The organism is Anaerotignum faecicola, from assembly GCF_003865035.1.
GTDB classification, from domain to species: domain Bacteria; phylum Bacillota; class Clostridia; order Lachnospirales; family Anaerotignaceae; genus Anaerotignum_A; species Anaerotignum_A faecicola.
In genome coordinates this window covers 367,862-393,301 of sequence record NZ_BHVZ01000014.1, presented here as the reverse complement: position 1 = coordinate 393,301, position 25,440 = coordinate 367,862, and the positions used below count along the sequence as shown (strand labels likewise).

25 protein-coding genes, 1 tRNA gene and 1 other RNA gene are annotated in these 25,440 nt (G+C 47.8%); 4 read left to right on the top strand and 23 right to left on the bottom strand.

The genetic code is table 11. From position 1 onward, the window contains the following. Nucleotide 1: 1 nt before the first annotated feature. From EJE48_RS11900 to EJE48_RS11845, 12 genes are all read right to left on the bottom strand, one after another. The gene (locus EJE48_RS11900; RefSeq protein ID WP_118582183.1) at nt 2-1,321 is read right to left on the bottom strand and encodes an acetyl-CoA carboxylase biotin carboxylase subunit; all 1,320 of its coding nucleotides are present in this window, start codon (nt 1,319-1,321) and stop codon (nt 2-4) included. A 6-nt stretch (nt 1,322-1,327) separates the two neighbouring features. Further along, the gene (locus tag EJE48_RS11895; protein ID WP_016407428.1) at nt 1,328-1,741 is read right to left on the bottom strand and encodes a 3-hydroxyacyl-ACP dehydratase FabZ family protein; all 414 of its coding nucleotides are present in this window, start codon (nt 1,739-1,741) and stop codon (nt 1,328-1,330) included. Next, nucleotides 1,741-2,199, bottom strand: coding sequence for an acetyl-CoA carboxylase biotin carboxyl carrier protein (gene accB / locus EJE48_RS11890; protein WP_016407429.1), 459 nt, complete (start codon nt 2,197-2,199; stop codon nt 1,741-1,743). Before accB ends, EJE48_RS11895 begins: the two co-directional genes overlap by 1 nt. Nucleotides 2,200-2,204: 5 nt before the next feature. After that, nucleotides 2,205-3,440 carry a beta-ketoacyl-ACP synthase II gene (gene fabF, locus EJE48_RS11885; RefSeq protein ID WP_118582293.1) on the bottom strand — a complete coding sequence of 412 codons (1,236 nt, stop codon included), beginning with the start codon at nt 3,438-3,440 and terminating at the stop codon, nt 2,205-2,207. Nucleotides 3,441-3,495: 55 nt separating this feature from the next. After that, nucleotides 3,496-4,227 (bottom strand): 3-oxoacyl-[acyl-carrier-protein] reductase, encoded by a 732-nt coding sequence (gene fabG / locus EJE48_RS11880; RefSeq protein WP_118582189.1) that lies wholly within the window; start codon nt 4,225-4,227, stop codon nt 3,496-3,498. Then, entirely contained in the window at nt 4,221-5,135 is a 915-nt protein-coding gene (locus EJE48_RS11875; RefSeq protein ID WP_118582192.1) for an ACP S-malonyltransferase, read from the bottom strand. The genes fabG and EJE48_RS11875 overlap by 7 nt, the downstream gene beginning before the upstream one ends. Further along, nucleotides 5,123-6,070 (bottom strand): nitronate monooxygenase, encoded by a 948-nt coding sequence (locus EJE48_RS11870; protein WP_334100145.1) that lies wholly within the window; start codon nt 6,068-6,070, stop codon nt 5,123-5,125. Before EJE48_RS11870 ends, EJE48_RS11875 begins: the two co-directional genes overlap by 13 nt. 34 nt (nt 6,071-6,104) lie before the next feature. Then, nucleotides 6,105-6,329 (bottom strand): acyl carrier protein, encoded by a 225-nt coding sequence (locus tag EJE48_RS11865; protein WP_118582195.1) that lies wholly within the window; start codon nt 6,327-6,329, stop codon nt 6,105-6,107. 48 nt (nt 6,330-6,377) lie between these two features. Further along, a complete protein-coding gene (locus EJE48_RS11860; protein ID WP_118582198.1) occupies nt 6,378-7,334 on the bottom strand; it encodes a beta-ketoacyl-ACP synthase III in 957 nt (318 codons plus the stop codon). Nucleotides 7,335-7,521: 187 nt separating this feature from the next. Next, on the bottom strand, nt 7,522-7,845 hold the full coding sequence (locus EJE48_RS11855) for a zf-HC2 domain-containing protein (protein ID WP_016407436.1): 324 nt from the start codon (nt 7,843-7,845) through the stop codon (nt 7,522-7,524). After that, nucleotides 7,829-8,335, bottom strand: a complete 507-nt coding sequence (locus EJE48_RS11850; RefSeq protein ID WP_016407437.1) for an RNA polymerase sigma factor — start codon at nt 8,333-8,335, stop codon at nt 7,829-7,831. The genes EJE48_RS11855 and EJE48_RS11850 overlap by 17 nt, the downstream gene beginning before the upstream one ends. Before the next feature lie 31 nt (nt 8,336-8,366). Beyond that, entirely contained in the window at nt 8,367-9,026 is a 660-nt protein-coding gene (locus EJE48_RS11845) for a B3/B4 domain-containing protein (RefSeq protein WP_160117377.1), read from the bottom strand. A gap of 155 nt (nt 9,027-9,181) precedes the next feature. On the opposite strand from EJE48_RS11845, the gene EJE48_RS11840 reads away from it, so the two are divergent. Next, nucleotides 9,182-9,595 carry a hypothetical protein gene (locus EJE48_RS11840; protein ID WP_016407439.1) on the top strand — a complete coding sequence of 138 codons (414 nt, stop codon included), beginning with the start codon at nt 9,182-9,184 and terminating at the stop codon, nt 9,593-9,595. A 57-nt stretch (nt 9,596-9,652) separates the two neighbouring features. Here the strand turns inward: EJE48_RS11840 and EJE48_RS11835 are convergent, their stop codons facing one another. The 3 genes from EJE48_RS11835 to aspS all read right to left on the bottom strand — a co-directional run bounded on the left by EJE48_RS11835 (nt 9,653) and on the right by aspS (nt 12,627). Beyond that, entirely contained in the window at nt 9,653-10,492 is an 840-nt protein-coding gene (locus tag EJE48_RS11835; RefSeq protein ID WP_118582204.1) for an undecaprenyl-diphosphate phosphatase, read from the bottom strand. A gap of 141 nt (nt 10,493-10,633) precedes the next feature. Beyond that, nucleotides 10,634-10,707, bottom strand: a tRNA-Pro gene (locus EJE48_RS11830). A 114-nt stretch (nt 10,708-10,821) separates the two neighbouring features. Then, nucleotides 10,822-12,627 carry an aspartate--tRNA ligase gene (aspS, locus tag EJE48_RS11825; RefSeq protein ID WP_118582207.1) on the bottom strand — a complete coding sequence of 602 codons (1,806 nt, stop codon included), beginning with the start codon at nt 12,625-12,627 and terminating at the stop codon, nt 10,822-10,824. 229 nt (nt 12,628-12,856) lie between these two features. On the opposite strand from aspS, the gene EJE48_RS11820 reads away from it, so the two are divergent. Next, on the top strand, nt 12,857-13,459 hold the full coding sequence (locus EJE48_RS11820; protein WP_118582210.1) for a cytidylate kinase-like family protein: 603 nt from the start codon (nt 12,857-12,859) through the stop codon (nt 13,457-13,459). Nucleotides 13,460-13,615: 156 nt separating this feature from the next. Here EJE48_RS11820 and EJE48_RS13010 read toward each other — a convergent pair whose 3' ends face one another. From EJE48_RS13010 to EJE48_RS11800, 5 genes are all read right to left on the bottom strand, one after another. Next, nucleotides 13,616-13,702: a putative holin-like toxin gene (locus EJE48_RS13010; protein ID WP_408608201.1), complete on the bottom strand. Its 87-nt coding sequence runs from the start codon at nt 13,700-13,702 to the stop codon at nt 13,616-13,618. 141 nt (nt 13,703-13,843) lie between these two features. Next, nucleotides 13,844-14,116 carry a hypothetical protein gene (locus tag EJE48_RS11815; RefSeq protein WP_016407443.1) on the bottom strand — a complete coding sequence of 91 codons (273 nt, stop codon included), beginning with the start codon at nt 14,114-14,116 and terminating at the stop codon, nt 13,844-13,846. Nucleotides 14,117-14,230: 114 nt separating this feature from the next. After that, nucleotides 14,231-16,507, bottom strand: coding sequence for a SpoIID/LytB domain-containing protein (locus EJE48_RS11810; protein ID WP_118582215.1), 2,277 nt, complete (start codon nt 16,505-16,507; stop codon nt 14,231-14,233). A gap of 108 nt (nt 16,508-16,615) precedes the next feature. Beyond that, a non-coding RNA gene (gene ssrS, locus EJE48_RS11805) (6S RNA) lies at nt 16,616-16,805 on the bottom strand. Between the two features lie 44 nt (nt 16,806-16,849). Continuing rightward, complete coding sequence (locus EJE48_RS11800; RefSeq protein ID WP_118582218.1) at nt 16,850-17,308, bottom strand: signal peptidase II; 459 nt, start codon at nt 17,306-17,308, stop codon at nt 16,850-16,852. 122 nt (nt 17,309-17,430) lie between these two features. Here EJE48_RS11800 and fba point away from each other — a divergent pair, with 122 nt between their 5' ends. Both fba and EJE48_RS11790 read left to right on the top strand, forming a co-directional pair. Continuing rightward, nucleotides 17,431-18,378 carry a class II fructose-1,6-bisphosphate aldolase gene (gene fba, locus EJE48_RS11795; protein ID WP_016407446.1) on the top strand — a complete coding sequence of 316 codons (948 nt, stop codon included), beginning with the start codon at nt 17,431-17,433 and terminating at the stop codon, nt 18,376-18,378. Between the two features lie 189 nt (nt 18,379-18,567). Continuing rightward, nucleotides 18,568-19,455 (top strand): MBL fold metallo-hydrolase, encoded by an 888-nt coding sequence (locus EJE48_RS11790; protein ID WP_118582221.1) that lies wholly within the window; start codon nt 18,568-18,570, stop codon nt 19,453-19,455. A 70-nt stretch (nt 19,456-19,525) separates the two neighbouring features. Here EJE48_RS11790 and EJE48_RS11785 read toward each other — a convergent pair whose 3' ends face one another. From EJE48_RS11785 to EJE48_RS11775, 3 genes are all read right to left on the bottom strand, one after another. Then, entirely contained in the window at nt 19,526-20,650 is a 1,125-nt protein-coding gene (locus EJE48_RS11785; RefSeq protein ID WP_118582224.1) for a radical SAM protein, read from the bottom strand. A 219-nt stretch (nt 20,651-20,869) separates the two neighbouring features. Next, complete coding sequence (locus EJE48_RS11780; protein WP_408608200.1) at nt 20,870-21,217, bottom strand: helix-turn-helix domain-containing protein; 348 nt, start codon at nt 21,215-21,217, stop codon at nt 20,870-20,872. A 90-nt stretch (nt 21,218-21,307) separates the two neighbouring features. Continuing rightward, on the bottom strand, nt 21,308-25,408 hold the full coding sequence (locus tag EJE48_RS11775) for a stalk domain-containing protein (protein WP_160117376.1): 4,101 nt from the start codon (nt 25,406-25,408) through the stop codon (nt 21,308-21,310). Nucleotides 25,409-25,440: the final 32 nt, after the last annotated feature.

Genomic DNA, 25,440 nt, shown 5'->3' with positions numbered 1-25,440 from the left:
ATCACCCCTTTTTCAAAATTTTGTCCAGAATGAGGGTATCATAATTCCCCTTCTGGAAGATTTTGCTGCGAATGAGCTGCAGCTGCTCCTCGATATTGGTTTCTACCCCAACGATTACCATTTCACAAAGAGATGCCTCCATTCTGCGGATGGCTTCCTCTCTGGTGTTTGCGTGGACAATCAGCTTGCCAAGCATGGAATCATAGAAGGGAACCACGACGGTATCCTGCATAAGCGCAGTATCGAAATGCACTCTGCCGCCGCCGGGAATATGCAGAAAATCCACTCTGCCTGTAGAGCGTGCATTGATACGACATTCGATGGCGTGTCCCTGCAGGCGGATATCCTCCTGCTTCATATTCAGGGGCACCTGACAGGCAATACGAATCTGCCATTTCACGATATCCACGCCGCTGATTTCCTCCGTAATGGGATGCTCCACCTGCAAACGGGTATTCATTTCGATGAAATAAAACTGCCCATCGGGTGCAAGCAGAAATTCTACTGTGCCTGCATTGGTATAATTTGCCGCCTTTGCCGCCAGAACTGCCGCATCCATCATTTTTCTGCGGATGTCCTCTGTCATAACGGGGCTGGGCGTTTCCTCCAGCACCTTCTGCTTATTCAGCTGGAGAGAGCAGTCTCTTTCACCCAGACAGAGGATGTTCCCCTGTTGGTCTGCCAGAATCTGCATTTCCACATGGCGCACATGGGTAAGATATTTCTCCAGAAATACCTCCCCATTGCCGAAGGCACTCTCCGCTTCACGCGATGCCGTATGGAAGGCATCCTCAAGGTCTTCCTCTCTCGCCACCACGCGGATGCCCTTGCCGCCGCCGCCTGCCGTTGCCTTTACCAGAAGCGGATAGCCGATTTCCTTGGCATATTTCTTTGCTTCCTCTACGTCCTTAAGAACCTCCGTTCCGGGAACAACGGGCACGCCGACCTGCTGCATCAGCTGACGGGAAGTATCCTTATCGCCCATGGCAGAGATAACCTCGCTCTTCGGGCCGATAAAAACAATGCCGTTTTCTTCGCAAAGCTTGGCAAAGCCTGCATTTTCGGAAAGAAAGCCATAGCCGGGGTGAATTGCCTCGGCATTGGTTGCCAACGCTGCGCTGATGATATTTTTCTGATTTAAGTAGCTCTCTGCCGCCGCATTGCCGCCAATGCAGATACGCTCATCCGCAAGGGCAACGGGCAGGGAATTTCTGTCCGCCTCGGAATAGACAGCCACCGTCTCGATGCCCATTTCCTTGCAGGCACGGATGATGCGGACTGCCACTTCGCCTCTGTTGGCAACGAGAATTTTAGAAAACATTTCCTGTCACTCCTTGATAAGTGCAAAGGAAAACTCTGCACTGACACACAACTTACCGTCTACATAACCCTTGCCCTCTGCCCAGTAGAAGGGCCCCTTATGCTTGAGCAGGGTACATTCTGTTTCAAATACATCCCCCGGATGTACGGGGTTTTTAAAGCGCACCTTATCCAGTCCCGTAAAGAAGGGGGTAATACCCTCTGCCTCACCGGAAAGCAGGACACACGCGCTCTGCCCCAGAATTTCGCAGAGAATGACACCGGGGACAACAGGATTACCGGGGAAATGCCCCTGCAAGAAAAATTCATCCCCTCGGATGGTTTTTTTGCCGTAAGCCTTGCCCTCTCTCAGCTCTGCCTCATCAATCAGAAGCATGTGATCTCTATGGGGCAGAATTTTTTTGATTTCTTCCTGATTCATCAGTTTTCCTCCTTTTCGGGCAGGATGCGAACCAAGGGCTGACCGAATTCCACAATCTGCCCATTATCCACGCAGACTGCCGCAATCGTGCCTTCCAGCTCTGCTTCGATATTATTGAACATCTTCATGGATTCAACAATGCAGAGCACATCGCCCTTTTTCACCTTATCGCCCACCTGCACAAAGGGCTCTGCCCCTGCCTGTGGCGCAAGATAAACCGTACCCACCAGCGGGGATTTCTGCTCCACGCCTGCGGGTGCTTCTGCTTTTTCCACAGAAGGCACTTCTGCAACAGGCACTTCCGCTATGTTTTCCACAGAAACCACAGGCATTTCCACTACCGCCTGTCTGCCGCCTGCTTCCAGAACGATACGGGTATCCCCCTCTGTCAGGTCTAATTTTGTCAGCTGATTCTGGCGCAGAATCTTCGCCAGATCATTGATTTTATTCGTATCCATATTCATCAGCCCCTCATCTTTCTGAATGCAACACAGGCATTATGACCGCCAAAGCCCAGAGAAGTGGACATTGCCGCTTCTACGGTTGTCTTGACCGCTGTGTTGGGGGTGTAGTCCAAATCACACGCAGGGTCAGCCTCCTTCAGGTTGATGGTAGGAGGGATAACATCCTCCTGCACTGCCAGAATTGCCGCGATTGCCTCTACTGCACCTGCTGCACCGAGCATGTGCCCTGTCATGGATTTTGTGGAGCTGATGTGAACCTTTTTCGCATCTGCTTCGCCAAAGGCATTTTTGATAGCTCTGGTTTCTGTTTTATCATTCAAGGCTGTGCCTGTACCATGTGCATTGATATAAATTTCTTCGGGCTTTACGCCTTCCAGACCTGCCATTGCATTTACGATTGCCTTGCCGCTTGCGATTGCTTCCTCCGCAGGAGCGGTTACATGGTGTGCATCACAGGTGGAGCCATAGCCTACGATTTCCGCATAAATTTTTGCGCCGCGCGCCTTTGCGTGTTCATATTCTTCCAGAATTACCGCACCTGCGCCCTCGCCCATAACGAAGCCTGCACGGCGTTTATCGAAGGGCAGGGATGCCGCATTGGGGTCTTCCGATGCATTCAGTGCCATGCAGCTGCCGAAGCCTGCCACTGCCAACGGAACGATTGCCGCTTCACTGCCGCCGCAGATTGCCGCTGTGGTATAGCCATGCAGAACGGCTCTGTAGCCTTCACCGATAGCAGTTGTACCTGTTGCACAGGCGGTAGAAACCGCAACACAGGCATTCTGCGCCTGATAGTGAATGGCAATATTGCCTGCCGCAATGTTATTGATAATCTTGGGGATGAACAGAGGAGAAACACGGCGAGGTCCTTTTTCCCTCAGCACATCATAGCTTTCGCAAAGCGTTTCAAAGCCGCCGATGCCGCTGCCGAAATAAACCGCCAAATCCTCTTTTTCAATATTGCCTTCCAGCTGACTGTCTGTCATCGCCTCGCTGGCTGCCACCATAGCGAACTGCACGAAACGATCCAGCTTCTTTGCTGTCAGCTTATCCATATATTTTGTCGGATCAAACTCCTTCACCTCTGCCGCCAGCTTATATTTGCTTTCGCTGACATCAAATCTGGTGATGGGTGCGATACCGTTTTTTCCGTTTTTAATTGCTTCCCAGAATTCCGGCACGTTATTGCCCACGGGGGTCACTGCGCCGATGCCTGTTACTACTACTCGTCTCATTTCATCAATCCTTTCCTGCGAAATCCGACTGCTTTTTCGGTTCCTTCGCGCCGATTCAGCATGCCAGACCGCCATCAATACGGATGACCTCGCCTGTAATGTAATCAGAATGTTCCGACGCTAAGAACAATGCCAGCTTCGCCACTTCCTCCGCTTCGCCGAAGCGCTTCATGGGGATGGCATCCTTCAATGTATCGTTTTCCAATGCCTGTGTCATTTCCGTTGCGATAAAGCCGGGAGCGATTGCATTGCAGCATACCCCTCTGGAAGCCAGTTCCTTTGCAACGGATTTTGTCAGCCCGATTACCCCTGCCTTGGATGCGGAATAATTTGCCTGCCCGGGGTTGCCTGTCAGACCGGAAACGGAGCTGATATTGATAATCTTGCCGCCCTTCTGCTTCAGGAAAAGAGGATATACCCCTTTTGTCATATAAAATGCGCCCTTGAGGTTTGTATCAATGACTGCGTCAAAATCTGCCGCCTTCATCATGGGCACCAGCTTATCCTTCGTAATGCCTGCGTTATTCACCAGAATCTGAATGCCGCCGAAATCCTTCACGATTTCCTTTACAACTGCCGCAACGGCATCTGCATCCGCAACGTTGCACTGATATGCCTTTGCCTTTACGCCCAGTCCTTCCAATTCCTTTACGGTTTCCTCCGCCTTCACGGTATTGCCCGCATATAAAAACGCAATATCTGCACCATTTTCTGCAAATTTCAGGCAAATTGCCTTACCAATCCCTCTGGAGCCGCCGGTTACGACTGCTGTTTTTCCTTTCAGCATCCCATTTCCTCCTTCACCTTTTCGATTTCCTCCATATCGGAAACGCTGTATACCCTTGCTTCGGGCAGGATGCGCTTGATAAGCTTTTTCAGCGTATCGCCGATGCCTACCTCAATGAAGGTATCGAAGCCATCTGCCGCCATGCGTTCCATGCTTTCCTGCCAACGCAGACTGTGGTTAATCTGATTTTCCATCAATTCCAGTACGTTTTCCGTATAGGGCTCTGTGGTAAAGTTGGAATAAACGGTCAGCGCGGGCTTTCTCAGCTCAAATTCTCTTGCATCCTCGGAAAATTCCCTGCTTGCTCCATCCATGAAGGGAGAATGGAACCCACCGCCGACTGCTACGGGCAGACCTCTGCCGCCTGCTTCACGCACCGCCTGCTTGAAGGCATCCATTTCCTCAATCGCCCCTGCCACAACAAGCTGACCGGGCGCATTATAGTTTACGGGATACACCTGCTTGAACTGCTTGCAGATTTCCTCGATTTTTGCATTGTCCAGCTTCATGACCGCAAGCATGGACGCAGGATGCTCTGCCGCCGCCTTTGCCATAGCTCTGCCGCGGATGCAAGCCAGACGGAAGCCATCCAGATGGCTATACGCACCGGCAAACGCCAATGCAGGCAGTTCCCCCAGAGAAAAGCCTGCCACGCCATCCACAGGGATACCTGCTTCGGAAAGCGCAATCGCCGCCGCAAGATCTGTCAGATACAGACAGGGCTGTGTATTCTGCGTTTCCTTCAGCTCCTCCGCCGTGCCGGAAAAGCACTGCGCCAGTGTACCGCTTCTGAGGGTTTCTGCTCTGTCGAACAAATCCTTTACGGTTTCGTTGTTATCATAAAAGCTTTTGCCCATGCCTGCCTTCTGTGCGCCCTGACCGGAAAAAACAAATGCTATTTTACCCATTTTGCCGCTCCTTTCAGTAACGCCTCTGCTTCTGCTGCAATTTCCTGCACGATTTCTGCCGCAGGCTGTTCCTTTTTCACCATGCCGGCAATCTGCCCTGCCATAAAGCAGCCTTCCTTGGTATCGCCCTCCACTGCTGCCTTGCGCAGTGCGCCAACGCCCAGCTTATCTACCATTTCGGCGGTTGTTTCGGGGGCATATTCCACCTGCAGAAAATGACGGGCAAACTGGTTTTTCATCACACGGCAGGTGCTGCCGCCGAAGCGTCTGCCTGTCGCTGTTGTGGAAACATCCGTTGCCTTTTTCACCATATCCTTATAATTCTGATGCACACCACATTCCTCTGCAAGCAGGAAACGAGTGCCCATCTGCACGCCAACTGCGCCCAGCATAAATGCCGCTGCCATCCCTCTGCCGTCGCCGATGCCGCCTGCCGCCAGTACAGGGATATCCACCGCATCTGCCACCTGGGGAACCAAGGGCATGGTGGAAAGCTCGCCGATATGACCGCCGGATTCGCCACCTTCGGCAATGACAGCATCTGCACCTGCTCTCGCCATCATCTTTGCCGCTGCGACAGAAGCCGCTACAGGAATCACCTTGATGCCTGCTTCCTTCCACATGGGAACATATTGATTGGGAATGCCTGCACCTGTGGTGACTACCGCCACCTTTTCCTCCGCAACGATTTTTGCCACTTCCTGCACATGGGGACTCATCAGCATGATATTCACGCCGAAGGGTTTATCTGTCAGGCTTCTTGCAATGCGAATCTGTTCTCTCAGATAATCGCCGCCTGCGTTCATTGCAGAGATAATCCCAAGGCCGCCGCCATTGGAAACCGCTGCCGCCAGCTTGCCGTCAGCAATCCATGCCATACCGCCCTGAAAAATAGGATATTTGATGCCCAGCATCTCACAAATCGGTGAAACGATCATATCGTCGTCCTCCTTTTCCTTTGTTTTTTTCTTACGCCTGTTTTTCTTCGATCAGCTTAACCAGATCGCCAACAGTGTTTACTTTGTTTTCGCCCATTTCAATTTCTGTGCCCAGCTCTTCTTCCAGATTCATCAGAAGCTCCATAACGTCCAGAGAGTCGATGCCCAGTGTGCCGAATTCTGTGTCCATCTTGATTTCTGCTGCGTCACATTCCAGTTTTTCTGCCAACATTGCTGCGATTTTTTCGAATACCATAATTTTTTCTCCTTTTCTTTTACCTTTTTTCTTGTTTTCTTTTCTTTTTTACCATCTTACTAAACAACAGGCGCTTGCCAGACCGCCGCCAAAGGCAGGCAGTAATAATAAATCTCCTCTATGCAGCTTCCCTGCCCGGTTCAGTTCGTCCAAGGCAATGGGAATGCTGGCGGAAGAAGTATTGCCGTATTTATGAATATTTAAATAAAATTTTTCCTTGGGCACCTTCAGCTTTGTGCTTGCGAAATCAATGATGCGCTGATTTGCCTGATGCGGCACAATATACGCGATATCATCAAAGGTCAGCCCATTGCGCTCCAGAATTTCCTTGCAGTCTCTGCAAATGGCGGTTACCGCAAATTTAAAGGTTTCTTGCCCTGCCATGTGAATATAAGGCTTCTTTTCCTGCCCTCTTTCATAGAAGGGAGACATCCCTACAGGCTGTGGAATATCAATGACATCATCGCCGCCCTTTACATCAAAAACAGCATCCAGATAATTTTCACCTGCTTCCAGAACCACCGCACCTGCGCCGTCACCGAAGATAACCGCGGTGCCTCTGTCATTCCAGTCCAGCAGGCGGCTCAGACGTTCTGCCCCGATAACGAGCACCTTCTTCACCTTGCCTCTGGCAAAGAACCCTGCCGCCGTTTCCAGAAGAAAATCAAACGCAGAGCATGCCGCATTGATATCCATGGTCATGCAGGAAAGCCCCAGCAGATTCTGAATCATGCAGGAAACAGAAGGGGAAATGCTCTCCCCGCTGACGCTTGCCGCCAAAATCAGGTCGATTTCCTCCGCCGCTACGCCACTGTTTTCCAAAGCAGCCCTTGCAGCCTTGGCACCCATATCCGCCGCCGTTTCATTTGTGCTGATATGGCGTTCCTTTACGCCGACCCTCTGGGTAATCCATTCGTCATTGGTCTCTAAAAACTGTGACAGGTCATCATTCGTAACAACCCTGGGTGGGACATACATGCCCGTCCCTAACACACGAAAGCTCATTTTTCCACTCCTTCTCCCCTTTCTCAGGGAATATGAGAAACTATTTCATTTACCGAAATCCGTTCCATTTTTTCGTTACTTTAACTTAGTACCCTAAATTACGGAAAAAGTTACACAAATTTCGCAAAAATTTTTTGTGCAAAAAAGAGAGCCGACGAAAACCCTCGGATTTTCGGCATTTTCTGTCTTAAATTTTTTTCATCTTTTTTTGTTCCCTTGCATACCAAAACACCAGTGCAACAATTGTCGTGCTCAGATAGGAAAGGAAGCCGCCCCAAAGCACAAGCCGTCTTTTGCGGACTTTTCTTGCCAGCATGGCATAATTTTCCTCCACATCCCAATTCGGAACTTCTGTGGGAACTTTGTCTACGGGGTGATATTTTTTATAATAGGTGCGGCACTGCGGGCACTCACGCAGATGCTTTTTCACCAGCCTTTTGCTGACCCTGCTTGCAACCCCATCATAATACAGAGGTGCCAGATCCATCACCAGTTCACATTTCCAATTCATCCTTCAACACCTCCATCAGCATTTTCTTCGCTCTGAAATAAATCACCTTTGCAGAATTTTCGCTAATCCTGAGTATCTGTGCAACCTGCGAAAACGGCAGCTCCGCATAAACACGCAGAACCACCACATCGCGGTATTTCTTCGGGATATCCTCAACCACCTTGCGCACCGCTTTTTCAATATCCTTCTGGCTGACATGCTCCTCCGGGCTGACATCCCCCTTCAGATAGTTCTGCGCCACCAAATCCAAATTCGCCGCATCCAGATGCAGCCGCTTCTTTTTCAGATATTTGAAATAGGTATGCTTGCCAATTGCCGCAAGCCAGGTAAAAACCTCACACTCTCCCCGAAATTTATAGAGTGATTTATATGCCTGCAAAAAGGTTTCCTGCGTCAAATCCTCCGCTAAATCTCCATCGGCACACATGCGGTTGAGAAACGCATATACCTTCTGGTAATAGTCCCGATATAAGCTTTCAAAGGTTTTCATCCGATCACCTTCCTTATTATATTCGGATTTTTCAAATCAAGATTTCCGTCTCAAATTCTCTGCCCCCTGCATATTTTTCCAGTAAGTCCTTTGCTTCGGAGAGAAGCGCAGGCAAATCCTCTGCCCCATCAAAGGCATAATATACCAGAAGCAAATCCTCTGTTGCATCCGTAATCATGGTTCTGTCATTATCACTGGTGGGATTGCCGAAGGGTCCTTCCTCGTCAAATAAAACCGGCAAAAATTCAATATTCAGCACATCCTTGCCGATGCCGCGGTATGCCGTGCCTTCGGGCGCACGCATCCAGCGGATGTCGCCCTTTGTTTTCGCAAGGTCATACGTCCCCATGGAATACCCCGATTTGATGGAAAGATAATTATTGATATCCACCACGTTATTGATGTAATACAGCCCTCGTTCCTTTGCAATTCTTCTGCACATTGCCTCTGCGGAGGAACGATAGCGGTTGGGCTCCTTCCCCAATGCCTTATACGCCTTTCTGGTTGTCTGAATTTTATCTCTCTTATTTGCCTGTGAAAGCTCTACCTCGGAAAGCTCCGCAATTTTCCCATTCAGCAGTGCCAGAAATTCTTCCGGATCGGGCGCAACCGCAACCTTTGCCTGCAAAAGCCCCAAAGCAGCATCGGGGCAGCGTTCCTTTAAGGTTTCATCTATTTTTACTGCTACCAAAATAAGCACTTCCTTCCAATTTTATCTTGCTTCCTTTAGCATACTGGAAAATCGGAGAATGTCAAGTTTTCCTGCGGGGAATGGTTGAAAATTATGTGAAAATGCGGTATCATAAAGCTTAGTAAATTTTTTATGAGTAAAAAGGAGAGAGAAAAATGGACCAGCGTACTTTAGTTGTTTCCTGCGTAGAATATTACAGTGATCTGAAAAATATCCCCAGTAATAAGGTATTTATTTCCTTTCAGCAGTCCGGCTTCATTGACCTGATTCTGGACAGCCACAAAACCTTCCCCGAAATGGATATTGATTTCTTTGTCGGCATGATTGACGGGCTGACCTATCTGGAAAGCGATGCCGGAGAGCAGGAGAAGGAATATACCCATCACGAAAACCGTGCCGCTGTCGGCGCAGAGGTGGTTGCACTGCTGCAGAAAAAGCACAAAATGAATGACCTTGAGGCATGCGAAATGTATTATAATTCCCAGACCGCAGGACTTGTCAGCGAGGATAAGACAGGCTGGTATCAGAAGCCTGCACAAGAAATCTTTGAACAGATTGAAGCAGAATAAAAAAATGAACGGAGTCGAAAAAATCGGCTCCGTTTTTTATTTTCCCTTATGTAATTTTTATGCGTGCAGGGTTTGGAAGGCAAAATATCCCAGAACCAGTACCCCCAGAATGATGCGGTACACGCCGAATACCGCAAAGCTGTGCTTGCGTACATATTCCATCAGCCCCTTGATGACAAGCAGGCTGACCACGAAGGAAACCACGCAGCCGACCGCCAGAATCGCCCACTCCGCGCCTGTTGCGGAAACGCCGGAAAGCAGGAATTTCACAAGCTTCAGTACGCTTGCGCCAAGCATCGTGGGGATGGCAAGGAAGAAGGAGAACTCTGCCCCTGCCGCTCTGCCTACGCCAAGGATGATTGCACCCAGAATGGTTGAGCCGGAACGGGAGGTGCCGGGAATCAGGCTCAGGCACTGGAAGCAGCCGATGAGCATGGCAGTTTTCAAATCAATATCATACACCGAATTTGCATAGGCTCTGCGGTGGCTGTTTTCTCGCTCCACGAACAAAAACGCAATCCCGTAAACAATCAAAGTGATGGCAACCACAACATAATTGTAAAAATGTGCATCCATCCAGTCATCCAACGGCAGCCCGATCACCGCGGAAGGAATCACCGCAAGCACCACCTTGAACCACAGCCGCCAGGTATTCCGCTTCTGCGGCGCGCTCTTGCTTGGCGAGAAGGGATTCAGCTTATGGAAGAACAGCAGGATAACCGCCAGAATTGCGCCAAGCTGAATGACAACCTCAAACAGCTTATAAAATTCATCCGAAACCTGCAGCTTCACAAATTCATTCAACAGAATCATGTGTCCCGTAGAGGAAATGGGCAGCCATTCCGTAATACCCTCCACAATGCCAAAGAATATGGCCTTTAAAATTTCTATTACCATTTTATCAGAAACTCCTTTCCTGTTTGTACGCTTTATTCCATCGTTACATTATAATCGAATTGCCTGTCGGAAACAACTGATTTAAGAGAAAATTAAAAAGACTGCTTCATTGAAATTTTATTCCAACAAAGCAGTCTCCTATCGGTGCGACGGGATTTGAACCCACGACCTCAGCGACCCGAACGCTGCGCCCTACCAAGCTGGGCCACGCACCGACAGATGTATAACATAGCTATTTTCTTACATTTTTGCGAAAAAGTCAAGAGGAAGTTTTGTCTTTTCGTGTAAAAAAGAAAAGGGCAGAAATTTTTCCACCCTTTTCACGGTTTTTATTCCTCTGTTGCTTCTTCCGTTTCCTTGATTGCAATGCCCAGCTCGTCCAGCTGTTTTTCGTCTACCACGCCGGGTGCATCTGTCATCGGGCAGGATGCGTCCTTTACCTTAGGGAAGGCAATCACGTCACGAATACTGGGTGCATTGCTCATCAGCATGATGATTCTGTCCAGACCGAACGCCAAGCCGCCATGAGGGGGTACGCCGTATTTGAAGGCATCCAAAAGGAAACCGAAGCGTTCCTGCGCATCCTCGTCGCTGAAGCCAAGCAGCTCGAACATCTTCTTCTGGATATCTCTGCGGTGGATTCTGATGGAGCCGCCACCCAGCTCATAGCCGTTCAGAACGATGTCGTATGCCTTTGCACGCACAGCGCCGGGATTGGTGTCAATCAGATCCAAGTCCTCATCCATGGGTGCAGTAAACGGATGATGCACCGCTACATATCTGTTTTCCTCTTCATCCCATTCCAGCATAGGGAATTCTGTAATCCACAGGAATGCGAAATCATCGGGCTTTGTCAGCTCCAGCATTTTGCTCAACTCTACACGCAGTGCGCCAAGGGAGTCGAATACGACCTTATCCTTATCCGCACAAATCAGAATCAGGTCACCGGGCTGCCCATCCATCGCATCTACGATTTCCTGCATTTTTTCGGGTGTGAAGAATTTTGCAATCTGGGATTTGATTGTGCCGTCTGCGTTTACCACAATCCAAGCCAGACCCTTTGCCTTATATGTTTTTACAAACTCAACCAGAGAGTCGATTTTCTTTCTGGGGAAGGAACCACAGCCCTTCGCATTGATGGCACGCACGCTGCCGCCGTTTTCCAAAGCAGATTTGAATACCACAAAATCGGTACCTGCCACAACATCGGAAATATTTTTCAGCTCCATGCCGAAGCGTACATCGGGCTTATCGGAACCAAAGCGCTCCATTGCCTCTGCATAGGTCATTCTGGGCAGGGGCAGCTTGATATCTACATTCATCAAATCCTTGAATACCTTCTGCATCATTCTTTCGTTGATATCCATGATATCTTCGATTTCCACGAAGGACAGCTCCATGTCCACCTGTGTGAATTCGGGCTGTCTGTCCGCACGCAGATCCTCGTCACGGAAGCATTTCGCAACCTGATAATATCTGTCCATACCGGAAACCATCAGAAGCTGCTTATACAGCTGTGGGGACTGAGGCAGACCATAGAAATTGCCGGGGTGTACGCGGGAAGGTACGAGATAGTCTCTTGCGCCTTCGGGTGTGGATTTGCCCAGAACAGGAGTTTCAATCTCCAGAAAGCCCTCTTTATCCAGGAAGTTTCTCATCACCTGTACAACCTTATGACGCAGCACCAGATTTTTCAGCTGAGAAGGTCTTCTCAGATCCAGATAACGATATTTCAGACGCAAATCATCCTTTACGGTGATGTTGTCCTCAATCTGGAAGGGGGTTGTTTCGGATTCGGAAAGGATACGCAGCTCCTTGGCGATAATCTCGATTTTCCCTGTTTTCATGTTGGGGTTGATGTTGCCATCTTCTCTTGCGGCAACCAGACCCTTCACTGCCAGTACATATTCACTGCGAACCGTTTCCGCCTTTGCGAACAAATCCTTTTCTGCTGTGTTGCCATCGATTGCAATCTGCACCAGACCCGTTTTGTCTCTTAATGCAATGAAAATCAGCTGACCCAGGTCGCGGCGACGCTGTACCCAGCCCATTACCGTCACTTCCTGCCCAATCATGCTTTCGTTTACATCGCAGCACATGCAGCTTCTTTTTAAACCTGTTAAAGCTTCACCCATGTCACTATCTCCTTACTCTTTTATCTATTTCTGTTTTCTACTGTCATAGTAGTCCATCCTTAATATCATAAACACTTTTCTTGAAAAAGTAAAGTTTCCAAGCGGAAAAAGCTGTTTTTTCACCGAAAAAATCTCCGCTTGTCACTTTTTGGGAAAAGCGGTATAATGAAAAAATATGAAAAATAAATTTTACAGAAATTGCATTTCTGAACGATAAGGAGTTGTTACCATGAACCAGAATAAAATCATCACCATCAGCCGCCAATATGGCAGCGGAGGTCGCATTATCGGCAAAAAACTGGCGGAAGCCCTTGGGATTCCCTTTTATGATAACGAACTGATTACCATGGCAGCGGAAAAAACCGGACTTTCCGTGGAATGCTTCAAGGATGCAGAAAAAACCTCTGTCGGCAATCTGTTTTTCTCTCTGACCTCTCTGACCCCCAGCATTGATTCTGTTGGTCTGCCGCTGAATGAAAAAATCTTTCTGGTGCAGTCTCAGGTCATCAAAGAGGTGGCAGAGGAGGGCCCCTGCGTGATTGTTGGTCGTTCCGCAAACTATGTGCTGTCCGAAAACCCCAACTGCATCAATATTTTCCTGCAGGCGGATTTGCCCGACCGCGTGGAGCGTGCCATCCATACCTATCACCACGACCCTCAGGGCGCAGAATCCATGGTGATTAAGACCGATAAGCGCCGTGCGAATTATTACAACTACTTCACAGGCGGCAAATGGGGAAAGGCAGAAAATTATGACCTTATCCTCAACACCTCCAGAATGGATCTGGATAAAATCGTTGAGGTCATTAAAACCTACGTTTCTCTGCGATAAAAGCGATAAAAAAAGCACACACAAACGCTGTGCATGCTTTACAATTCTAAATATTATGATATAATAAAACTAAGTAGGAAACCGCCACGTTGTGGTCAACCTCAGGGGTAAGACTACCTGTCTAAACCGTCCAAAGTTCTATGACAGGTAGCCTTTTTATTTTCTCTTGTCTATATAAGAGAGGAGTGCTATCAAAAATAAGCCAAATGTAAGTACGGTCATCCACACTTCATAAGTATTCATAGCACCACCTCCAATCCTTAGTTAAAATCGGAGGTCAGCCAAACCTGTCACGGTTTCCATGTATCCATCATAGCATGGATTCCTTTTTTCGACAATATACTTTCCTTGCAACAAAAAAGTCCCTTATGGGACTTTTTTCTTTTACACAGGATATTCCTGCAAAAGCGCATACGTCTGTGCTTTCCAACCTCTGAAAGATGTGAACATTTCCTCGGATAGCTGTTGCAGAGCCAATTCTGTTTCTGACAAGGAACTGCTTATATACCCGACAGCATTGATATAATCATCCTTTCCGTCCATTTCAACTGCCTGCAAAGAATTGCTTAGCATATAAACCAGACCGCTCAGGGCAGACAAGCGGTAAATCCATCTTTCCTGTTCAAATAACTGCCTTTTCATTTCATCCATAGCCATAAAAACACTTCCTTTCCGCCATCTGCCCTATGATAGCACATTTCTTCTTCAGAAAAGGGACTGTTTTCAGTCCACTACGGATTTTTTCAGAGAGAAAGTCGAGTCCCACTCTCTTTATAACACCTTTTCCACCTTCGTCCCCGGAAAATAGCATGCGATAATTTCCGCCGCCGTTTTCCCCTGCTCCGCAAGATATTTCGCGCCATACTGGCTCAGTCCAACGCCATGCCCGTTTCCGCCGCCGTAAAGTGCCACGCCCGTCAGCTTTCCTTCCGCATTTTTCATTTCCTTCACTGCGAAAAATCCGCTTGGCAGCATAGCATTTCCCGTCATGGCTTCTGCGCCCTTCCGTTGCAGATAAATCGGCTCACCAAGGGTTCTTTTTGTTGGCGAAAGCACCTTACGGATAGCATTTTCCGTTTTCACCGTTGCCATCCCCTTTTCAAAGGTCAGCTGCAATTCCATTGCGAGTCCACCCTGTCCTCTGCGTGTCACCGCAATGCCTGTCAGCCTGCCCAAATCATTTTGATTCCCTTCTATCCTGCAATTCGCGCTTTCCGCCAGAGTTTTCTGCAAAATTTCTGTCAGCTGTCCACAACTGAAATACACCTTCCAGCGATACCACGGTGAATTCATATCGTACCCCTGTTTCTTCCAATCCTGCCAGAAGGCAAGCCATTCCTCCTCTGTCTGCGGCGGCGCAAAATCCCCGTAGGTCTGCGCCTGCAAATAGGATTTTTCCCTACCGGAAAAGCTGCCGTCCTTCGACCAGACCTCCTGACTGCCTGCCCCGAAGCCACAGGAGGTGGAATAAAAATAGGTCTGCGCCACCGCACCTGTTTTCGTTACGGCGCACATCCCCTCGGTCGCTTTCACTGCCTGTGCCGCCGTTTCATTTTCAGCATAGCCCAGATACACCTGACTGGCGGTGGTATCGGTCACATGCGCGCCATACGCACAATAGGTATTCGCATAAAACTGATTATAGGCATAGCTGCGTGCCGTAATTGCCTGCGCCTCCAACGCCGTCTGTCCGAAGGAGGTCGGCATTTCATGCGGCACAACGCCGAGCAGATACCGTTCCAAGGACAGTTCATTGATAACAGCAAGGCTATCTGCGCCGCGCCGTTCCAATTCAATCGTGCCTTCATATTGATACGCTGTTCCGTCTGCAAATGCCACACGAATCGGTGTTTCTGCCGTTGCCGTCACAATGCCATGCGAAAACCAAGGCAAATCGGCTGTCAGAACCGCCTTTCCTTCGGGTAAAAAATGCTTCTCATTTGTTCCATTGGAAAGCGTAAAGCCATTCTCCGCGGAAAGGGTTACGGTTTTCTGCTCCGCCCCCTTCAGAAGGACACGCATCCGCTCCAGAACCGCAGGAGTACGAATCACCGCCGCACAGATTTCCCCGTCCTTTTCAAAAAATTCGCCGCAATCCGTGCCGCAAATCAAATCAGTAAAATCCGCCTTTGCGATTTCTTCTCCTGCCGCATCATAAACCCTTGCCGCTTCCGCCCAAGGCAGCTCGCCCCGCTCCGCCAGATACAGCGTTTCTCCGTCCACGCGCTTCACGGTGCAGCCTCCGACAGATTCCGCTGCCGTCACCTCTGCGACCTTACCGTTTTCCAGTTTTACATCATAAATTCCCTCATCAAGTGCCTTTCCATAGGCAAGCATCGCCGCACCCTCCCCCGTTTCCAGAAAAAGCGCACCTTTTTCCTGCCTGCAATAGATATTTTTCACCACAGGCGAAGCGGCTTCTACCGTCAGCAGCGCAAGGATTTCCCCATCCTTTTCCAGAAAGGTAATGCGGCTTGCGGCATAGGGCGTTAAATCTATGCCTGCCGCAGTAAATCTGCCCATATCGCAAAGCCCATCCGCATCCAGAACCACCGCATTTTCCGTTTGAATCCCATAGGAATAAAGGCTGTCCTCTCCGCGCCTTGCCTTAAGCGCCGTTTCCAAAAGCTGCACCCAAAGCTCATAGGAAACCGCCATGTTTTTATTCTCCGCCGTCAGCACAATGCGGCTGTTGTAATCGGGCGCAAGCCTGTCCATCAATGCCTGTGCCTCCCAAAGCGTCAAATCCGCCTGCGGACGAAAGGTTCCTTCCTCACTGCCTGCGAAAAAGCCCTGCTCCACACAGCCTTGAATATAAGGATATGCCCAGTCCTCCACTGAAAGGTCAGAAAAATTCAGCTTCGTTTCCATTTCATCCAATTCCTGATTCGTATAAAACGCTAAGGCAATCGTTTTCGCCGCCATTTCCCGACTGACGGAGCTCTCTGCACCAATCTGCCCCACCTTTGCGCGCTCTGCCGGTCGCTCCGTACCGCATGCAGAAAGGGAAAGCAGCAGCAGACCGCCCAATAATATGTATTTTTTCATTGTACCAACTCCTTATCGGTACAAGTATATACATCTGTAGCAAAAAAAGAACCGCCTTCCGGCGGTTCAGTTCTCTGCTGATACTCTATTTCTATTTTAACGTAAAAAAATAACCCCGAAATGCCGGTCTTGCCCCTTGACACCTAGCCTAAGCCAGGTGGGTTTCCGCAACCTCGGAATCTGCCTTCCCCCGCCCAAAGGGAATTATCTTGGGGCCTGACATATCCGCTGTTTATAGGAATCCCGAGTCAGTAATGTAGGTTCAAATATAGCAAGTTGTCGTGCATTTCAGGATTTCTGTACTGATTATACTACAATCGCCCATGTTAGGCAACAGTAAAATCATTTTTTCTTATTTTTGAGAAACGGAATCACTGTCATCCAGAGCGCACCAACGACAATCGAAACATCCGCAATGTTGAAAATCGGGGCATTTTTCCCCTTCACGGGGATGAATAGAAAATCCGTCACGCGCCCTTTTCTGAGCCGCTCCCAGAAATTTGCCGCACCGCCGCCCAGAGTCAGGGCAAGCGGAAGGGCAAGCCGTCTTTCCCCTTTGCCGCGTAAAATCCGCACCAGCAGACCGCCGTAAAAGGCAAGCAGCACGCCCGTGGCAAGAAGGATTCCCTTTCTTCTTCCGCTGAATCTATTATATGCTATGCCTCTGTTCTTTATGTGCCAGAAATAGAGGTGATCTTTGACAATTTCCCGTTTTTTATTGAGCGGCAGGTTTTTCTCTGCCCACTCCTTCGAGGAAAGGTCTATCCCCAGAACTGTCAGAATCGCCAGAATTGCTTTCATTTTTCCATGCCCCCAATCTTTTCCGTGCAAATGCCTTGTCACAAATCTATTACCGTATTATAATTCTAATATAAGGCAATGCTAAATGCAAACCCAAAATAATTCAAGAGAGGTGTCTTTATATGGCTTTGGTAACAACAAAAAAAATGTTTGAAAAGGCATTTGAGGGCGGCTATGCCATCGGTGCGTTCAACATCAATAACATGGAAATCATCCAAGGTGTCGTAGCTGCGGCAAAGGCGCAGAATTCCGCTGTCATCCTGCAGGTTTCCAAATCTGCTCTGAAATATGCGCATCCCAAATATCTGAAGGCAATGGTGGATGCCGCAATCGAAGAAACCGGTCTGGATATTGCACTGCATCTGGATCATGGCTCCGATTTTGAAGTATGTAAAGACTGTATCGAATACGGTTTCACATCTGTCATGTTTGACGGTTCCCATCTGGAGTATGAGGAAAACGTGGCACAGACAAAGAAAATCGTAGAATACGCCCATGAAAGAGGTATCGTGGTTGAGGCAGAGCTGGGCAAGCTGGCAGGCGTTGAGGATGAGGTTAACGTAGATGCGGCACACGCAACCTACACTGATCCCGATCAGGCAGTTGATTTCGTAAAACGCACCGGTGTGGATTCCCTCGCGATTGCCATCGGCACAAGCCATGGTGCTTATAAATTCAAGGGCGAGGCAAAGCTGGACTTTGACAGACTGGCAACCATCACAGAAAAGCTGGAGGCGGCAGGCTTCCATAACTACCCCATCGTTCTGCACGGTGCATCCTCTGTTGACCAGAGATGTGTTGCAATGTGCAACGAATACGGCGGAAACATTGCGGGCGCAAAAGGGATTCCTGCGGAAATGCTGCGCAAGGCATCTTCCATGGCTGTCTGCAAAATCAACATGGATACTGACCTGAGACTGGCAATGACTGCTGCTGTTCGCAAATCCTTCGGGGATGAGCCTGCGGCATTTGACCCTCGCGGCTATCTGGGCGCAGGCAGAGCGCTGATTCAGGAGCTGGTTGAGGACAAAATCAAAAATGTCATCGGCTCTACAGATTCTATGAACTAAACATCTTAAAGACCTTGAGGGCTCTGCTCTCAATCTCCCGCAAGGGGATCATCCCCTTGACCCGATACCGCAGAACCATGTACATGGTTCTGCAAACGGGGGTCTGGGGTATCATACCCCAGTAGGGGTATTGGGGACAAGCGTCCCCAAGGTCTTATTTTTTAATAAAGGATAAAGGAGGTTTTGCCCATGTATGAACTGGTGCAGGTCGCAGAAAATACCTATTACATCAATGCCCCTTCCAAAATCGGCGTTTATCGCGTAAGCGATGACGATATCTGGCTGATCGACAGCGGAAACGATAAGGATGCCGGCAGAAAAATCCAGAAAATTCTGGATGCACAGGGCTGGAAGCTGACCGCAATCATCAACACCCATTCCAACGCCGACCATGACGGCGGCAATACCCTGCTGCAGAATCGGCTTAACTGCGCCGTCTATACCACACCCATGGAGCTGGCGATTGTGGAGCACCCGATGCTTGAGCCATCCTTCCTTTACGGCGGCTATCCCTTCAAAAAGCTGCGGAATAAATTCCTCATGGCAACACCCTCCAAGGGGCAGGATATCGCCGATGCGCCTTTGCCTGCGGGCATGGAATATTTCCGCCTGCCGGGGCATTTCTGGGACATGATCGGCGTGAAAACACCCGACGATGTTTATTTTATGGCAGACTGCGTGTTTGGAGAAAATATCCTTGAAAAATATCATATCTCCTTTTTCTATGATATTGCGGCACAGCTTGAAACGCTGGATATGATAGAAAAGCTGGAGGGCAGGCTGTTCATTCCTGCACATGCGGAGCCGACGGAGGATATCAAACCTTTGGCAGACGCAAACCGTAAAAAGATGCAGGAAATTCTGGATGCACTTCTGGAAATCTGCAGGGAGCCGCTGCACTTTGAGCTGATTCTCAAGCGAGTGTTCGAACGGTTTGCATTAACGATGGATTATAGCCAATATGTCCTCATTGGCAGCACAGTTCGTTCCTATCTTTCCTATTTAGTTGACCAAGGAAAGCTGGAATGTTATGTAGAGGATGCCCTTCTGCTTTGGAAAACCGTTTCCGCAGAATAAAAAAACAAAAAGAAAGCACTTGAAACCCGTATCCAAAAATACGAATTCAAGTGCTTTTTTATTTGCTTTTTTAGAAGAACAATTCGCCCGGTCTGTAGCCTTCGGGCAGCTCCTCTTCCTCTAAAAATTGGAAATTTTCGTCCTGCAAAATCGGCAGGAACACTGCAAAGGGCGGTCTGCTGAATTCAGAGCCGTAGCTGCTTGCGCCGAACCAACCGCCTTCCTTGCCCTTCAGATTCAGCCCGCGGGCAAATTTCGTGCGGTTGGAACAGTCATGCACCGCAACATTCCAGCCTTCCTCGTCCGCCAGCTTCATCAGCTTGAAGGTCAGCTCTCTGCTCCGGATGGGAGAAACATACCCCTGTCGATAGACGTACATGTTTTCTCCTTCGTAATTCCAGATGTTATTGTTGTTCAGATGCAGCTCCGCACAGTTCATGAAATCCACGCCTGTTGCCAGAATCTTATCCTTTTTCTGCATAAATGCTTCAAAATATTCGGGTGTCATAGGCGTTTCAATCCCGACATATCTGATATATTTCTTTGCTGTCGCAATCGCTTCAATTACCTTATCGGAAGCATTGCTTGCCCCCAGATTGAACCGCAGCTCATCCAGACCTGCCTCACCTAATGCCTTCAGATTTTCTTCTGTCGCCAGCGTGCCGTTGGTATACATGTGCTGATGAATCCCTGCTTCGTGGAATTTTCGGATGATACCGTAGTATTTTTCAATCTCCATAAATGGCTCTAAGTAAACATAGGAAATCCCTGTCGGCTTCTCCTGAATGGAAAGCAACAGGTCTAAATCCCGTTCGTAAAACTTCGTGCCGCCGATTTCCCAAAGCCCCTCTCCGATGGGCATACAGTCCTCCAGCTCGCCGTAGTTATAGCAAAATTTGCACTGGATGTTGCATTTGTTCGTCTTACGAATGGCAGTCAAGCCTGTCCCCGTCATGCAGGAACGGCAGCCCTTGGCGAATTTTTCCTCCGGACCGACAAAATAGGTTCTGCCGCCAATAGATTTCAGCCCCTTGATTTCCGCCATCAGCTTCTCGTTTCTCGCATCAATGGCATCCTCAATCTGCGCAAAGGTCGCATAAACCAGTTCCATCTGCTTCGGTAGCAGCTCTTCCTCCTCGTCCAACTGTGCAAAAAAGGAAAACCACAGCAATGCATCTTTTTTTGAAATTTTCATTGTTCTCTCCCTCTATTTATTTCTATTATATCTCTTTCTTCCATATATTCGAATCTACATCAAATGTATCATGATACCGGTCGTTATACAAGAAGTAGAAGCCCTAATTTTGCAACAAATTTTAAAAACTGCGATAAATTGAAATAAATATCTGCCAATAAAGCCGATGGTTTAAGAACAATCCTATAGGAGCACATTCTAAGCTGTAGCCCCCGAAGCTCACTCCTGCATTTCCTCCAGCATCCGCAGCATCGTTTCCTTCAGCCTTTCGTTATACGGTGAACTGGGGTCAAAGCACAGCTCAATAAACTGCCGCATCTCCCTATTACCTGCCAGAGCCTTCGGCTGATGTGCATACAATTTTCCTTCGGGGTTATCCGTGCGAGCAAAGATGTAATCCATAGACACGTCAAAATAGTCCGCATATTTTCTCAGATTTTCAACCGTTGGTGTTGCTGTTCCCTGCTCATAGCGGTTAATACTGGGCTGTTTCAATCCCAAAATCTCCGCCATTTTCATCTGTGACAGCCCCATGCTCTCTCTTAGCCCCTTGAGCCGCTTTCCCATTTCTTTCACGCGCATCCTCCTCCCCGTATTCCATGACACGAAAGGCGCTCACCGTTTCCGATGAACGCCCTCGGTTATTCTCTTTCCGATTTATTTTTCAATTTTCGTGATTGTCACTGTCTTTGTTGCATCGTCCCAAGCGATGGTTGCGCCAAGCTCGTCTGCCACAAAGCGAACAGGTACGAAGGTGCGTCCATCAATAATCACAGGTGCAACACCGTATTTCTCCAGTGTTTTGCCAACTGTCATCTTGATTTCCTTGCCGTCGATGTGCAGTGTAACCTCTTTTGTTGCGCCGTTCCAATCAACCTTGCCGCCCAGAGTTTCTGTAACGATTCTGATAGGAACCAGAGTTCTGTCATTGCGAATAACGGGTGCAGCATCGTAAATCACTGCTTCATTATCCACGTTGACAATGCGACTGCCGATTTGCAGCTTGATTACCTTGCTCTTTTCAGCCGCGCTGTTCTGGTTAGCATCTGCCGCATCCTTCTGTACGAATGTCGCATCAACGGAAACCTTACCCTTCGGCATTGTGAAGGTGTATTCATTATCGTTTACCTTCGTCAGCTTCACGTTGCTGTTGTCTTTATCCTTCACAGTTACCTTATCCAGCTGATAGCCGCTGTCAGGTGTTGCTTTGATTGTTACCTTCTCGCCTGCTTCTGCCTTTGCAGGAGTAACGGAAATCTTGCCGTTCTCTGTCTTGCCTGTGTTAACGCCGTAGGTCGGTGCGGAGGTATCAGAAGAGGAGGAAGATGATTTCTTGCGAGAAACGCTTACTGTGCAGGAAGCAGTGCCTTCACCGTAGTTGCTTAAATCCCCATCAATCTGTGCCGTAAAGATATATGTTTTGGTTGCATTAGGCAAAGATACAGAATATGTACCATCTTCATTCTTTGTAGGTTTGATACTGTCATCACTGCATACAATACCTGTTACTTTAATTTCATCAACTGTACTGTCTGCAGTAAGTTTAACTGTGCCTGCACCTCTCATTGTTTCTTTATCGGCAACAACAGATACCGGGTAATCTGCCGCCGTAATTACAAGACCACCTGTAATTGTCTGGCTGAAAGCCTCATAGGTATCATCTTCGGCACGCGTAATAATTACATCATAGGTGCCGACTGCCGTAGGAGCTGCTACTGTTTCTTCGCCTTTCTTATAGCTGATTGTAAATCCTTCAAGCTCGCTGGTTAAAGTATATGCTTTTCCTGTTCCGTCATATTTACTGCTCTGAACAGCATTTTCACCGGAATCAAATGCAGGGATTGTTTCCTTCTTTGTCCATACAGCATATAATGTGACATTGCCGTTATTTTCCGCAGTTAAGTTCTTAACAGAAACCTTATCAGGATATTCAGAAGTTTCCCCTTTTGTCGTAGACCATCCGGCAAAATTATATCCTGTCCTTGTATATTTATTTTCAGAAAGTGCATCAGATGTATCATAGGTCATTGTCTGCACTTCCATAGCGCCGTCTGTGCTGCCATTGCCATCAAATGTTACGGTATATTTATTAGGTATAGCCGCAAGAGATACTGTTTTATTTTCGTCTACATTTTTAATCTCAATACTTGCAGATTTTTTATCTTCGCTGAAAGAAGAATAAGTTGTCCTATCAGGCGCTGTTTCAGGAAGCGTATAGCCTGTGTCTGCTATAATTGTAGCAGTATAATCTTCACCTTGCTTAATTTGCGTTACAGTTGCACCTTCTACTTTTGCATGGGACAGATTCAATGTGACCTTATAATAGTTCTCATTGCTGTAAGCCAATTTCAAATATTTTCCTGTATCATCGGTCTGTACAATAACATGCTCTGCATCAGGAACAATATATTTTACCGAATCTTTATAATATTCTGTATCCGTTTCTGCTGTAGTTATCTGAACGGTACGTCCTTTCTGGAGTTTCGTTTCTGTTGTTACCCCTATGGAAGCACCGTCTTTCAGTTGCCCCAGATGAATTGTCTGACGTTCTGCATACTCATCTCCTAATTCACTTCTATTATTATTAAGAGATAAATAGATATTATTTTCCGCTGTAGCAGCTGAGGTATCAACAGTGTATACACCATTATTTACATTCACTACAGCGCCTTTTTTATTATTGGCAATGACAGGAGAACCACTTATGGCAACCGTCTGGTCATGAATAACATTTTCGTCTTTTTCGTCTTTTGCGGCTGTTGTCATATTTATTGCTCCGCCTTCTCCGCCTGTTACATAGTTTCCAACAATTTTGCCACCTGTAATATGAACTGTCCCACGATTATAAGGACCATAATGGAATGCTATTGCACCGCCTCTATGGGAGGTATTATTCGTTATTGTACCTCCATTGATATTTAACGTGCCTCCTAAAACATAAAATGCACCGCCGCCGATTGTACGATTCTCTGCATTTTCTGCTGTACATGTATCAATATTTCCGGAAACTTCGCCACCATTCATTGTAAATGTCCCACTTACAGATGCTGCTGCGCCACCATTCCACGAACCATCTTTTATATTATCGGAAATCTTACCGGAATTAAGTGTGAACGTCCCTCCGACAGCAATACCGCCGCCATTTGTTTGGCTTGTCGGATTGATAACATGGTTGCCAGAGATTTCACCGCCGTCCATCGTAGCAGTAACACCTTTATCCAAATAAATACCACCGCCAGCAACTGTGCCATAATTCTCTTTAATCTGACAGTTCTTTAAAGTTAAAACTCCGGTAGAAGTTTCCTCCTTCCAAGCTCGTGCAGCACAGATACCTGCACCACTTCCGGACTCACTTTTGTTTCCTTGAATCAAAACATTTTCGAGCGAAACATTATATTCGTAATCCTTTGTTCCCGGGATACAAATACCGCCACCATTTGTTGCTGCTGTATTACCTGTAATTTTTAAATTTGAAGCAGTAAAAGAAGATTTTCCATTTGCATAAATACCGCCACCGCTATTGGACTGGTTATTTTCTATCGTACCGCCGGTTATATCAGCTACACTTCCTACTGTTAAATTTAAACCGCCGCCATTACCTGTAGAATCATTTGTACTTACTGCCGTATTTTCCGATATTGTTCCGCCGGACATTCTCAAACAGGAACTATATACATTGATCCCACCACCTGTTGTTGCTGCTGCATTGTTTTTAAATGCACCACCCTTAACATAAAGTATTGAGTAACCATCTGCACATACAGCGCCACCTGCACCATCAGACTTATTATTTGTAAAATTACCATCGGAAATTGTACAATAAGAAGCATCCGAAGCAGTATAATCTTCTCCTGTATCATTTTTAACGCCGGACAGATGAATTGCTCCGCCATCACCCCAGCCATTTCTTGCATAGTTGCCGCTTATCGTACCACCGGTCATTTCAATCTTGCCATAGCTTGCAATACCTGCACCACGCCAGCCAACATTGTTATTGCGAATTGTACCACCGGAAATTTTCATCAAACCGCCATTTAACACAGCACCGCCAAACCGAACTTTATCCGTAACAGATGGGAATGTATATTCTCCTGTTTCTTCATCTTTCATTGCAATAGCACCACTGGTTGTTGTGTTATCGTTGTTTTCCAGAATTGTGCCACTCTTAACTGTAAGTGTACCAAAATTATAAATCATTGCACTGGTAGCTTCTACGCCGCCGTTTTCTGTTCCTCGACCAAGCGTTGTATCTTCAGAGCCTTCCCATACAGCGCCACCATCAATCTTAACGTCTTTCAGCGTAAGAGAACTTCCTTCAGGAACAACTATCATATAATCTTTAAACGCTTCACCACGCTTGATTGTGCCGCCGGAAATGGTTACATCACCGGAAATGGTCACCTGACCTTTCAGTGTCAAAGTTTTTCCTTCTGCAATCGTTAAATCCTCAGAAAGTGTGGTTGCATCTGTCCATTCTGTATCTTCACTAATTACGCTGTCTTCACTCTGCAGTGCAACGGCTGCCGCTTCGTCCCCTGTTGTGCCATGTGTTTTCGGCGTTTCTGTAGGTTCTTCTTCCTCAGGCTCTGCCACAACCACAGGTTTTTCCTCATCTAACAGCGGCAGTGTCGCAATGCCCTTCTCCGCATCTGCCTGCAATGTTGCCGCGTCATTTTCTTCCGCCGCAAACGCCGGCACGGAAACCATGCTTGCCGCTACGGTCAGCGCAAGCGCCTTCGCGTAATAATTCTTTTTCATAACCATCTTCCTCCTTTTTCATTGCCAAATAA